The 13,580-nt window shown below is 40.8% G+C and carries 10 protein-coding genes; 7 read left to right on the top strand and 3 right to left on the bottom strand.

Annotated features, from left to right (window positions below; translation table 11 throughout):
• The first annotated feature begins 1 nt into the window (after nt 1).
• Nucleotides 2–1,762 carry an alpha-keto acid decarboxylase family protein gene (locus BLQ87_RS12780; protein ID WP_074607207.1) on the top strand — a complete coding sequence of 587 codons (1,761 nt, stop codon included), beginning with the start codon at nt 2–4 and terminating at the stop codon, nt 1,760–1,762.
• 107 nt (nt 1,763–1,869) lie between these two features.
• Here BLQ87_RS12780 and BLQ87_RS12775 read toward each other — a convergent pair whose 3' ends face one another.
• On the bottom strand, nt 1,870–2,325 hold the full coding sequence (locus tag BLQ87_RS12775; protein ID WP_245723849.1) for a ribosomal maturation YjgA family protein: 456 nt from the start codon (nt 2,323–2,325) through the stop codon (nt 1,870–1,872).
• Nucleotides 2,326–2,396: 71 nt separating this feature from the next.
• Between BLQ87_RS12775 and BLQ87_RS12770 the strand changes: the two genes are divergently transcribed.
• From BLQ87_RS12770 to BLQ87_RS12755, 4 genes are all read left to right on the top strand, one after another.
• Nucleotides 2,397–2,969, top strand: coding sequence for an RNA polymerase sigma-70 factor (locus BLQ87_RS12770; RefSeq protein WP_143010428.1), 573 nt, complete (start codon nt 2,397–2,399; stop codon nt 2,967–2,969).
• Nucleotides 2,970–2,992: 23 nt separating this feature from the next.
• Nucleotides 2,993–4,039 (top strand): FecR family protein, encoded by a 1,047-nt coding sequence (locus BLQ87_RS12765; protein ID WP_074607205.1) that lies wholly within the window; start codon nt 2,993–2,995, stop codon nt 4,037–4,039.
• Between the two features lie 103 nt (nt 4,040–4,142).
• Entirely contained in the window at nt 4,143–6,842 is a 2,700-nt protein-coding gene (locus tag BLQ87_RS12760; RefSeq protein ID WP_074607203.1) for a TonB-dependent receptor, read from the top strand.
• Complete coding sequence (locus BLQ87_RS12755) at nt 6,823–7,938, top strand: PepSY-associated TM helix domain-containing protein (RefSeq protein WP_074607201.1); 1,116 nt, start codon at nt 6,823–6,825, stop codon at nt 7,936–7,938. The genes BLQ87_RS12760 and BLQ87_RS12755 overlap by 20 nt, the downstream gene beginning before the upstream one ends.
• Here BLQ87_RS12755 and BLQ87_RS12750 read toward each other — a convergent pair.
• The gene (locus tag BLQ87_RS12750) at nt 7,930–8,856 is read right to left on the bottom strand and encodes a hypothetical protein (protein ID WP_074607199.1); all 927 of its coding nucleotides are present in this window, start codon (nt 8,854–8,856) and stop codon (nt 7,930–7,932) included. The genes BLQ87_RS12755 and BLQ87_RS12750 overlap by 9 nt on opposite strands.
• A 405-nt stretch (nt 8,857–9,261) precedes the next feature.
• Here BLQ87_RS12750 and BLQ87_RS12745 point away from each other — a divergent pair, with 405 nt between their 5' ends.
• Nucleotides 9,262–11,259, top strand: coding sequence for a phospholipase D-like domain-containing protein (locus BLQ87_RS12745; protein WP_074607197.1), 1,998 nt, complete (start codon nt 9,262–9,264; stop codon nt 11,257–11,259).
• Complete coding sequence (locus tag BLQ87_RS12740) at nt 11,259–12,206, top strand: hypothetical protein (RefSeq protein WP_074607195.1); 948 nt, start codon at nt 11,259–11,261, stop codon at nt 12,204–12,206. Before BLQ87_RS12745 ends, BLQ87_RS12740 begins: the two co-directional genes overlap by 1 nt.
• On the opposite strand, the gene BLQ87_RS12735 is transcribed toward BLQ87_RS12740, so the two are convergent.
• Entirely contained in the window at nt 12,201–13,487 is a 1,287-nt protein-coding gene (locus BLQ87_RS12735) for an ROK family protein (protein WP_074607193.1), read from the bottom strand. The genes BLQ87_RS12740 and BLQ87_RS12735 overlap by 6 nt on opposite strands.
• Between the last annotated feature and the right edge of the window lie 93 nt (nt 13,488–13,580).

Here is a 13,580-nt window from a genome sequence, read left to right as displayed (position 1 = left end):
GATGGAAGAGACACAAATAACTGTCGCCAAATATCTGCAGATCAGATTGGAACAAATGGGACTCCGCCATTTGTTTGGCATAGCGGGTAATTATACTGCTCCATTTTTAAATACCATTCTGGAGGATAAACAGGCAAAAATTCAGGTCATAAATGATACCAATGAAATCAATGCAGGCCATTGTACAGATGCTTATGCCAGGCTGAATGGTTTTGCTGCTGTTGCGGTTACCTATGGTGTAGGTGCTTTTACCTTACTCAATTCTGTAGCTGGTTCTTATGTGGAACATTGCCCGGTACTGGTGATCAATGGGGCACCAACCAATAGCGATCAACTCAAGAATATTGCACAGGGAATGTTGTCTTCACACATGACGGGCGATATGTACAGCAATATCAATGTCTACCGGAATGTCACTGTAGCGGCAGAACAGGTGACCAGTTCCGCAGATGCGCCTTACAAGATAGATGCGATATTGAATGCCTGTATATTGTATGGAAAGCCGGTTTATCTGGAGGTTTTTGAGGATGTATGGCGGATGAAATGCCATGCACCTGTGGCTACTTTAATCAAAGAATCTTTTAAAGGATGTAAGGAAAACGCACATAAAGCGGCTCAAAGTGTGGCGGCATTGGCGGCCGGAAAGAAGATCATCTTTTGGGGAGGGATTGAGATCCAGCGTTATGGCCTGCAAAAAGAATTCCTGGAATTAATTGAAGCGACAGATACTGAATTTGTAACCTCAATCCTGGGGAAATCAATTGTTTCTGAAGACCATCCCAAGTTTAAAGGTGTTTTTAATGGGAATGCTTCTCCAAAGGATGTGAAAGAGCGGTTTGAAAAGGCAGAAGTAAAAATCGGACTTGGGGTATGGACGACAGGGAAAAATCTGGGTGGCTTTGATGTATGGAAAGATGATACGGTGCTCGCAAATCACAGCGGGGTAAGAATCGGGCCATCTTATGAGCCAAACGTATCGCTCAAGGACTTTATATACCATTTGAAAGAAGAGCTGACGAAAGTGAAATTTGAAGCCTATCAGATGTATGGGCCGGCGCTGTTGTCTGATTCTTTTTTCCTGGCGGATATTGCGGAAACGAAACCGGAAAAAGAAGAGATTACCTATGACCGTTTCTTTGTCAGAATGAACGATTTTATCAACAGCAGCCATATTGTGGTGGCAGATGCGGGCTTCCCTTTATTGGGCTGTCAGGGCATTCATATTGCCGAAGCAAATGGCTTTGTTGCACAGGCTTCCTGGTTATCGATCGGCTATTCAGTGCCTGCGGCCACGGGTGTGAAATGTGCAAGGCCAGATAAACGAGCCGTTGTGTTTGTGGGAGATGGCGCTTTTCAGGAGACCTGTCAGGCGATATCTACTCAAAACAAATTGAAGCACAATACCATTGTTTTTGTGCTGGATAATGAGATTTATGGTATTGAACAACTATTGGTAAACCCGAACCCTTTCCGTGGTAAAGACAAAATCGACTATAGTTTACCGGATCTAAATGAGGTTTATGCCTATAACGAAATGCATCCATGGAAGTATGCAAAACTGGTTGATGTTTTTGGCGGACAAGGATTTGAAGTCGCTGATATGGATGCGCTGGAAAGTGTTTTAGGCCAGCTGGATGACATTAAAGAGAATACCATCGTACATGTTCATATCCCTAAAACATCGATCCCGGAAGCGATTACTTATAAAAACCGGAAACCTGGTGAGGATGAGTTTTTGAATAAAGACTGGAGTTTATGCTAGTAGCATAAGGTTATGCTAATGGAATAAGTTTATACCAATTGAAGAATAGGAAAAAGCGCATTGAAAAATGCGCTTTTTTTGTGCTCCTAAAAACTTAATAAATACTGTTAGTCCTGGAACCTAAGTGCATTCAATGGCCTGACTTTGTAAAATACAAACAAGCATATGGCGGTTCCTGCCGTATAAGCAGCCATGTCGCTCCAGAGAAAGCCACGGCCAAGTACCAATGCTCCAGGTGTCGTATTTCTGATCTGCTCCATCCATAGCGCAGTATAAAGCTGTCCAAATTCGATAAGATAACATATCGATAAACTGATCAATGCGATATTTCTAAAGCTGAACCGGATAAACAGAAAGCAAATGATCAGGAACATCATTACCGCATAAAGTGCATCGCCAACGATGAGCGGTACCAGGGTTGTTTTTCTGGAAAGGAGGCCTAAAGCGATGACTATGAGTACGAATAAGGCATAAATCAACCTGATCCTGATCTTGCTGTTTTGTAATTTCATGTGATTGGTAAAGCGCAGAATGAGTCTGAATACCGTAAATATAACCAGCATCAACCACTTAAACAGTTAGACGATTAAATAAAGTTAATATTATTTAGATTGATTCCAGTTAATTGTTAGCTTTGGAAAAAATTGATCAAGTGCCTCCATCTTATTCAAATCAGGATCAACAGCCTCACTTAGCTATCCAGGACATGGATGGGCAATACTTTGAACAAATTTATCAGAGTTGCTGGAAAAACGTATTTGGAATTATCTATAATTATACCCGGGACGAAGAAATTGCAGAAGAGATCAGTCAGGATTTGTTTGCCTCTCTCTGGGAGCGCAGAAAGAAAATTGTGATCAGGACTACTGTTGAGCAATATTTGAACCGGGCCGCAAAACTCGAGGCTTTTGATTATTTACGTACCAGCAACAGCCATCGCGAGCACATCAACTGCGCCTTACAAAACCTATGCGATTCGAAGAACTGCACCGAGGAACAGGTCTTGTTTAATGAACTGAACGGAAATCTGACCCTGTTATTGGACGAATTGCCATGTCGCTGCCGGGAAGTCTATGGATTGAGCCAGGAACAGGGCATGAACAATAAAGCCATTGCGGCCAAATTGATGATCTCGGAAAAAACGGTAGAGTATCACCTGTACAAAGCCCTCAGTTTTTTAAGAATTAATTTGCAGGAATACAGGTAGTTGTAAAATAATCTCATTTTTTTATGAAAACTGACCTAGGGAAAATCCCTGGTTATCCGGCTTTAAGGTATATGGGCAACCAGGGAAGCCCGATACTTATGAAGATTAATAAAGAAAACATTGAGCGTTATCATCAGGGGAGATGTAGCCTTGAAGAGCAGCGTATTGTTCAACAATGGCTTGATTCGGAAGAGGCGGAAATGAGCTTTCCTGAAAATTCCGATTTAAACGCAATTGGGGATAGGGGCTGGAAGCGGATTTCGGGTCGCTACCACATCGATGCGCAGCCTAAACCTGCTGCAGGTTTCAAATTACGTAATTATCGCATGATTTGGCAACTTGCCGCCTGTATAGCCTTGCTTCTTGGCGGCGCGACTTTCTACTATTTAAATACAGATTGGAAAAACAGTCAGCACAACACATTCGCTTACAAGGAGATTAAAACGCTCAAAGGGCAGAAGCTGAGCGTAACTTTACCCGATGGGACCATTGTTTGGTTAAATTCGGAGAGTGTTTTACGTTTTCCTGAAAATTTTAAAGGCCAGCTAAGGGAGTTGGAATTTAGTGGTGAGGCCTATTTCAGCGTAGCCAAAGATGCCTCGAAGCCGTTTATCATCTCTACAGAAAAAACAAAAATACAGGTGCTGGGCACAAAGTTTAATTTAAGGGCGATGGCAACCGAAACCGCGACAACAGTAGTCGTTGAAGAAGGTAAAATCCGGTTTTCAGGAGATTCAAATCAGCTACAGTTGATGCTAACGGCCAATAAACGCGGTGTTTTTGAAACAAAGGGCGCCATACCATCCATGCAAACAGACGAGGTATATGCCCCTAAATATATGGCCTGGAAAAACGGCGAACTGCTGATGGACAATCTAACCATCGAAGAGGTAGCCGAAATGCTGGAACGCTGGTACAATGTGAAAATCAAGATTAACAGGCCAGCATTATCCGGGGAACGGTACACGGGTAGCTTTAAAAATCCCAGTCTGCAGAAAGTCCTGGAAAGCATGAGCTTCGCTGTAAAGTTTAGCTACAAGCAAAACGGACAGACATTTATACTCTATTGATCATCTCCAACCAATTATAAAAAGAAACCCGGTTTCGGTCTGCAAACTTCAATCCGGGCTATTGAAAAATCAATTCATCATTAATTTAACAACAAGTAAAAGTATGTACAAAAGATGTACCCAAAGGAAACAATTCGTAAAATTCCTGTTTTTAATATGCAGTATTTTATATCTGCCCTACAGCAGTTACGGACAGCAAAATCAGGTATTAGAAAAAACGTTGAGCCTCCAATTGAAGAATGTAGCATTGGGAGATGCATTAAAGGCGCTTGGAGATAAAGCAGGCGTACAGTTTTCGTACAGCAGTACTCAATTAAATACACAAAGAAAAGTGAGTGTGGATTTCAGCGCACAATCGCTAAGAGCGGCACTATCCGATTTGTTGGGTCAGGAGCTTAAAGGCCTTAGCGTGAGTGGAACGCAGATCACCATACAGACTTCCGGAGGAAAGGGCAGCATTAAAGGAACGGTTAAAACGAGCGACGGAAAAGCTGCAGAATTTGTTACCGTTGGCATTAAAGGCTTAAAAAGCGCCCAGGTAGATGCGAAAGGAAATTACCTGCTGAAAGATCTTGAAGCCGGTAAGTACACGCTGATCGCCAGTTTTGTTGGCCTGGGTGTTCAGAAAAAAGAAGTAACAGTAGTTGCAGGAGAAACGGTTTCCCAAAACTTTGTACTGGTTGAAAGTAATGATCAACTGGAAGAAGTAGTGATCAATGGTGGAAGCACGAACAAGTTCTCTGTGAAGAAAACCACCACTTCTGCCAAGATGCCGCTCGGTAACCTGGAAAACCCGCAGGTATATACCACGATTCCAAAGACTTTATTGACAGAGCAAATGGTAACGGAGTTCAGTATGGCTTTGAAAAACAGTCCGGGTGTATATAAAGTTCAGGGCAGCAGAGGGATCAACAGTGAAGGTGCTTCTTATTACAGTATGCGCGGCTTTAGATCAGAGGCTGCATTGATGGATGGTGTGCCTTCTCAAACCAATGGTGAGGTTGAACCTGCAAACATCGAGCGTGTCGAGCTGATCAAAGGGCCTTCCGGTACTTTGTTTGGAGGCGCAGTAGTTTCATTTGGCGGTCTGATCAATATTGTGACCAAAAAACCAGTGGATACGCTGGGTGGAGAAGTAAGCTTTACTACAGGTAGTTATGGCTTGAGACGCCTTAGTGCCGATGTGTATGGTCCTGCAGATCAGGTAGATAAAGATAAGAAGCTATTGTTCAGGATGAATGCAGCTTATCAGGATCAAAAATCATTTCAGGATGCCGGTTTTAGAAAATCGATATTTTTCGCTCCATCATTGGAATACCGTGCGAGCAAAAGATTGAACATCAGTGTAAATGCAGGATTTTATCAATTGGAAGGTACAAGTCCTTCGGTCATCTTTTTGAACAGGACACGTAATTATATAGCGAAAGTACCAGGCGATCTGAATTTTGACTGGAACAGGTCTTATACCAATAACGAGCTGACCATGAAAAATCCAACCCTGAATTTTAGAGGACAGGTGACTTACAAACTTTCCGGTCAGTGGACTTCACAAACGATCTATTCGATCAATAGCCGTAAGTCTGATGGCTTTTACCAATACCAGTTTATCCGTGGGGCAAAAGACAATATGATGGAACGCACCATCTCAAAGCAATATTCTGTGAATACATCCAGAGACTTACAACAGAATTTTACAGGCGACTTTAACCTGTTTGGCTTGCGCAACAGGATGGTGATAGGTTTCGATTATTTGAACCAAACGGTTCGCAACAACAGTTCGCCTTATATTGTGTTTGATAGTGTAGACGGGACAAATCCTGCAGATGCAAATTACGGAAAGATCAACCGTTCGGCGGTAGAGGCAGGATTGGCGAAAAGCACGGGGCTCCGTACCTGGAACAATGGAGAAAACAACATTTATGGTGCTTATGCCTCCAATGTGCTGAACCTGAGCGACAGGTTAATGGCGATGTTGAGCTTAAGGGTAGACCGTTTCCAGAATAAAGGTTCTTTTAACCTTAGTAACAACCAGCGTACAGGTCAGTATTTGCAAACCGCAGTATCTCCAAAGCTCGGTTTGGTTTACCAGGTGTTGAAAGACCGGATTTCATTATTTGGAAATTATATGAATGGATTTAGTAACGTGGCACCGGTAACACAGCCGGAAGGTTCAGGGGCTTCTTCAACGTTCAAACCACAACAATCCAATCAGTTTGAAGGAGGTGCCAAAATGGACCTGTTCCAGGGTAAATTAAGTTTTACCGCCAGCGTGTATGATATTGAAGTGAACAATATGACCTGGAGAGAAGACATTACTGTGAATGGTAAAAACTATCCGGTTACGCTACAAGGTGGTACTCAAAAAAGTAGAGGAGTAGAACTTGAACTGATTGCTAATCCGGTTCAGGGATTAAACATCATCGCGGGTTATGCGTATAACGATAGCAAGCTGATCGAAGGAACCCCTGCACTTGAAGGCAGACGCCCTGCTTTTGCCGGACCCTCAGTTTTGATCAACTCCTGGATCAGCTATGCCATTCCAGGTGGTTACCTGAAAGGCCTGGGCCTGGGTACCGGCGTAAATTACATCGGTAAACATATCACAGGTAATTCCGCGATCACAGGTGTGTTTACCTTACCTTCGTATGTGATGGCAACAGCTACCGTATTTTATGATAAACCGAAATACAGATTGGGCTTTAAAGTTGACAACTTAACAGACGAACTATATTTTACCGGAATAGGGGTGTTAAGCCCACAAGTACCAAGAACTTTTGCTGCAAATGCTACTTTCAAATTTTAAGAAAACCATACATTTTTTACACCTCTGGCTCGGATTATTCTCCGGGCTGGTGGTGTTTATACTGGGACTTACCGGTGCAATTTATGCCTTTACTGACGAAATCAAAGAATGGGTCTATAAAGACAGGTTGTATGTGGAAGTTCCCGCAGGTGCTTTGCGCTTGCCTTTGAGCCAGTTGCTGCCGATTGCGGAGCAGGCGATGGGGAAGGACCATAAAATTTCACGTGGGCAGCTTTCACAGGCTAAGGACCGTACGTATATGTTCCGGGCCTTGAAGGTAGACAAGAAATCGTTCGGCTACTGGAATTATTACGAATACTATTATAAAGTTTATCTGAATCCCTATACCGGACAGGTGGTCTATAAAGAAAATGCCAAAAGGGAATTTTTTACCGTGGTACTGGCTTTGCACATGAACCTGTTGCTGGGCGACAATGTTGGACATTTCATTATACGCTGGTCGGTGGTTTGCTTTGTGTTTTTACTGCTTTCAGGTCTGGTTTTGTGGTGGCCCAAAAAGTGGAAACGCAAACAGCTGAAACAAAGATTCAAAGTGAAATGGAATGCAAAGTTTAAAAGGCTAAACTATGATTTACATAATGTATTTGGCTTTTATAGTTGTCTGATTTTATTGGTAATCGCATTGACAGGGTTGATGTGGTCTTTTGAGCTGACAACCGAAAAAAAGTCAAAGGTTTTATCCGATACCACCCAAGTTACTGATGTGATGCCCGCAGACCGGATTTTAGATCAGGCATTAAAAGCATCCCCGGAAACGGCTTATTTTCTCTATAATTTTCCTTCTGCTAAAAGCGGAACAGTGAATGTCTCCGCTTATCAGAGCGACATGAACTTATATGATCGGGTACAATATCGGTTTGACAGGTATAGCGGAGCATTGCTGCAAAAAGGAACAGAATTTAACAAGCAGACGATAGGAGCACAGCTCATCGCGATGAATTATGATCTTCATACAGGGAGCGCACTTGGGCTCACAGGGAAGGTCCTGGCTTTCTTTGCCGGCCTGATTGCTATGGGCTTACCCGTTACCGGGTTTTTGATTTGGTGGAAAAGAGGAAAGAAGCCATTAAGCTAACACGTTTGGACTGGTCAAAGCGAGCATTTTCTTTTTGCGTTTTCTTCGGAAACCAATGAAAAAAACTGAGCAGAGGCTGAGGAGAATGATCGCGGAAATTGACCAAATAACAAGCCTGAGCAAATACCTGTGGTAAGAAACGTATTTTCTCAATATATAATCTGACATTGGTTTTAGTTTTTTAAGTGTATCGATGGGATGGACGCCACTATCAGTAAAAAAAATTGGATTTCCCCATTTGAAAGGTTTTAGGTACCATACTTTATTTATAGAATTTTTTGTGAGTGTATCAGGTAAAGTTATTTTTTTAAAATGGCTTAACTTTCTGGTATCTAAAGATACAATCGGGATATCGTCTATTTTCTCATTACAGTCAACGGGCTCATAATGATCAGTTGCCCAGTACATACATTTCTTAGTTACGGAAGAATCCATCTTAGCTTTCCAAACAAAGAAAATACAACCGATAACAAGTATAACAAACGTAGATACGATAATAATAACAGATGGCTTGAGAAACTTTAGTGGTTTATGTGGTTTTGGTTTATTATCTGGTGGGACGGGGCGGCTGATATATACTGCAAAAGGTCTGTGATTGAAATTTATTAACCAAGCTAAAAGCTCTATATACTTTCTATTGGGACTACTGATGTCCCGTTTGAGAATTTTTGGCATTTGTTTATATTGAACTGCCTTGGAATTTTCAATATTTCTAGCAAATCCCATCTCGTTATCTGCCGCACCAAAGAACAATCTTAATGCTTCATCGTCACTACTGAGCGGCCTTTCACTAAAAACAGTGATGCATTCACTTCTAAAATTTCCAGGTGTCGGATGCGATAAATTTGGTGGAAGAGTGTTTTCACTTTTCTTCTTTTCGTAAAGAGCAAGTATGTCTTTTAAATATTCCTCAAACATTTTTGGAGCGCATTAATTGGTAAAAATAAAAGGAATTTTTAGAATTCCTGCAGCATCGTATGGATTTCATATTTGGGCTGTAGCTTGTTGTTTTTTAGTTGTTTATTGTGATTTTCAAATCCGTTCATATCTCGGTAGGCTATCGGGACTTATGGATAAATAGATTTTAAAATAAACAGATGCCCCACCAGTGATTTGCATTTCCAAAATTATTTCAAAAATTACTCATGGCTTTACGGTTTCCCGTAAGTAAAGGGATTTGAACATCTATACTTTTGATAAGCTAAATAACCGGAAATGATTTGAAACCGAAGATTATGAATTTAGCAATAATGAGTTTACTGAAAAAATTGACCGCACATTTTGAAAGATCAAATGGGTAAAATAGTTCTAACCTAAAATATTATGCTTACAGAAAACGCTCAACTTGACCAACAGGTATTGCACAATAATAAAGAGATTTTTTCTCGTATCGTCGAAGAGCTCGAAGGAGCCGAATTCGAGATTTTAATTGCTACTGCCTGGTTTACTGATGATGAATTATTTGATATCATCAAACGTAAAGCCATCCAAAATATAAATATATCGCTGATCATAGCAGACAATCAGGAGAATCTTAAACTGGATTTCGACGAGCTTGCTTTGTTGGGCGTTTCGGTAACCAGGATAAAAAATGTCGGTTATGGGATGATGAATCAGAAATTTTGCGTAATTGACAAACGGGTTGCACTTCATGGTTCCTACAATTGGTCCGTAAACGCAAGGAAAAACAATCATGAAAGTATTATCGTAACCAATCACGCAGAAACGGTGGCAAATTTGATTGTTAATTTTAACGACATCAATCAGAAAGCCTCAATGCAGCGTGCTGAAGTAGTTGTGCCCAGCCCAACTGAGCCTTTGACTGTTGAATCAAAAATCGAAAACCACACGGCTAAGGAGCACGCCATTTCGGAATTTACAAAGGTACTCGATTCAATGATTGCTGCAGAGATCGGCAGCTTTGATCGAAAGATGCTGAGGGGGCAGGGCTACGAGCGTTCCAGGTTTAATAATGGTGATCACCAGGTGCTCACCAAGTCTCTTGACACCGTCTATTCGGTTTTCATTAATGACATCGATGTCGTTGATGATAAGAAGAGACGTTTAATCACAAAGATTGATGAGCAAGAGCTGAAGAGCATTAATGCCTTTGAGGAAAATCTGAATTTACAGTTACAGACTGCTGAAGCAGCATCTGAAAACGAAACTTTAAATGCAAAAAATAACCTGATCAGCCTCAGATCAGAGACCGAAAAAAATAAACAGGAAATCCAGAGCCTTAAAACAGATAAAATCGCTTTTCATGAAAAAGAGGCGGCAGGGATTAAAGAACGGATACGTGATGCCCAGCGGAATTTCATTGCGCCAAAGTTTAAATGGTATGAATTTATCCCGGTACTTTTTGCCAATATAAGTCTGGTCGCGTATCTTTTTATTTTTTATTCTTCTGCATGTTATATTCTGTTATTTGCTGTAGAGGATTCAAAGGCAGCTGAAGCGGCTGGTCTGGAAAGTATTCCGATGGAGATATTCAACCCTAAGGCATTAAGCCTGACTTTCTCAAAGGGAGGCTTGGGTACAATTTTTATTATACTTTTTGTGAGTATTCCAGTTTCCTGTGCGTTGATGCGGCTTTTTACAAAAAATAAGGTCATTACTGTGGTTATGTTTTTTGTCGGAATCCTGCTAATCGATGCGGGAATTGCTTACAAAGTCTCTGCTGCAATTTATCAAATGAACTTTATCAGAGGAGATGAAAATGAGGTATGGCGAATAACCATGGTCTTCGCTGATCCGAATTTTTATCTGGTGTTTCTACTAGGGTCTATTGGCTTGATCATGCTAAAATTCGCTTTTGAGAAATTGATATCAATTTTTGAAGAGCGCAACCCTGATATTGCCACCTTAAAAAATAGCCTGCTCATTAAACAGATGAATGAGGATGTGAAATTACAGGAAGAAAGAATTCTGCTGGTTAAAGCGAATGTTTATTCGATAGAAGCCATAAATATAGGTCTGGATGCTCAGTATAAAATAACTGAAGCGAAACTGGAAGCCATGCCTAATAAGTTAAACCTGCTGAGAGAGATTAAAAAAATAGACCTGATTACCGGGAAACAACACATCAGGGACATTTCTACCATTTACAAAAGCCATGTGGAGAATGATCACCTTCCAATCTCCATCGATTCGCTTAACGACAGGATCAATATTTTCTTAGAGGGTTGGAATGATTACTTGCATGAGGAGTATGCCATATTAAAGGCAATGGAAAAATCGCGTGAAGCATTTGATACAGCAGTGCGTTGGCAAAATGAAAAAGTAAGAAGTTCACAAATAGATAAAAGGGTAAAAATCTAATGAAAAAATATATTTTAATAGGCCTCCTGGCATTGCTGTCCGCAACAAAATTATCTGCCCAGAAACAAAATGATATCACTGATTTTAACCTGATTTTTGCCCCGGATCTATCGAACCGTTTAAATCCTAAACTATATCCAAAGGCAGTTTCAGATGCAGATATCGTCCAGGGGGTATTGGGTAGAGTGTGGCCGGATATTTTACGAATAAAGAGAGAAGAAGGGCAGTTGGATCACTATAGTGTTGATTTTATAAACAAGGGATTAATAGGTTTGTATAAAATTAATACTGATGCGCTGGCGATTGATTTCCAAAGATTCGAGCGTCGTCAAAGTGACAGAATTGATTATATCAAGGCCAGAAATAAAACAGGGCCCACATTAAAGACAGATACCGTTGCTTTTATAGCTGAATATAAGAAGTTTAATAATAAAGCTGCAATTTCTAATAATGGGGCGGATATCTGGACCTATTTTCAATCCGGCATTGATGACCGGATAGTGTTACCAACCGTGTCAACCGGCGGTAAGCTGAAGCATAAATTCCGAAATGTAATGGTTTTAATGACTGATGGTTATATCGAGGCAGGTATATACGGTAAAGGATATGATTTAAGTGCAGCAAAAGTGACGGATTTTAGAAATGCTTTTTTGAAATCGAACTCAGATGACATGCATGCTTTCTTATCCAAAAATCCCAAATTTAAGATAAAGCCTGCTAAAAATCCATTTTTGAAAGACCTGGAAGTTATTGTAATGGAAATGTATGACCGCTCGCTCTCTAAAACCGGTGCCGCGAGGAAGCATCCTACCGATATGGAAATCATGAAATTAATTTGGACGGATTGGATGAGAAGTTCCGGGGTAAAAAGATTTGAACTTAAATCTACAGCCAGCAATAAAACTGAGGCCGTTAAATATATTATCGACTTCTTGAAAAAGTCATAAAATCAAGTTGATTTCTTTTTTCGACTTCTTTATGCTATTTGTTTTTAGTAGATAAGCATCTAACAACCGGTCGATACCATCTGTTGCATAACCTAAAAGTCTGGAATTTTCGCCAAGTTCAGAAGAAGCAATCACCATTTTTTCTCTGATCTGTGTCATACAGTAGGTATTTATAGATTGTTGCATAGGCAACGTGATATACTGCTTTGCTTTGGCAATTTGTCCGCTTAACACAATGAGTTCCGGATTAAATAGCTGGATAAGTATAGAGATCCCTTTCCCCATATTGGCCCCAACGTTAGACAACAGCTGGATAGCATATTGATCGCCTCTGTTCGCTGCGTTTATAATTGCTTCTGGTTCAATCCTTTCCAGTTCTTCTTTCGAGAGCTCGTTTAACATTGATTTCTTACCTAATAAAAGGCCTTCTTTCGCCGTTTTTGATAAAGCATTTCCAGAGGCGATGGTTTCCAGGCAACCGTGTTTTCCGCAGTAACAAAGCGCTCCGTTTTCAATAAAAGGAATGTGCCCGAATTCGCCGGCAAAACCGGTAGCACCTCTTCTTAATTTGCCATCCATGATGATCCCCAGTCCGACACCCCAATCCATTAGCAATACCAATGCATTCTTTTTGCCTTTGGCGAGCCCATGTCGAAATTCCGCTATCGCTGATCCGGCCATATCGTTCTGTACAATTACCGGTAAATGAAGGGCTTTTTCAAAGGCTTGTACCAGTGCGCTGCTTTCCTGATTGTCGATCAGGTAGCTGTAATTTTCGCCTTTTTCCGTGTTCACCAGGCCTGGCATGCCCACATAACAACCAATGATCAGGCTTTGATCAATGGCAGCGGATTGTTGTATCTCCTCGAGGTGCGGAAGTAAAATGGAAAAGAAATCAGTTCTGTTTTTAGAAATAGGCAAAGAAACAGTTTTTACCTGCGTCATAAAATTACAGTTGTTATCCAAAATGGCTATTTTGGTATGAAACAACTCAATATCTATACAGATGATCAGTGCTCTTTCATTTTTTAAAGTATATAAATCAGGCCTCCGTCCGCCGATAGACAATCCACTCCCTTTTTTTTCGACCCAGCCTGTCGTCAGCAAATCTGCCAAAAGCTTGATCATGCTCGGCGTACTCAGGCCTACGGCATCACAGAGCGCAGAAATAGAAGAAGAGCCTGTAGAGAACAGGTGCTTTAATATTTTGTATTTATGGGTGAGTTGCTTATCGTTTTTACTTTCTGATAGTATTATATTCTTTAATAAGGAAAGATCCATTGGCTAAGTGTATTTATTGAGATAAGGTTCGTCAACTTAAGTGAAAATTTTATTAAACTAAGTTTTTTTATTAAAAAAATCAGTTTATTGATA

This window comes from Pedobacter steynii, assembly GCF_900103665.1.
Classification (GTDB): Bacteria; Bacteroidota; Bacteroidia; order Sphingobacteriales; family Sphingobacteriaceae; genus Pedobacter; species Pedobacter steynii.
The sequence above is the reverse complement of the archived record's forward strand: the minus strand, read 5'-3'. Positions and strand labels throughout refer to the sequence as shown.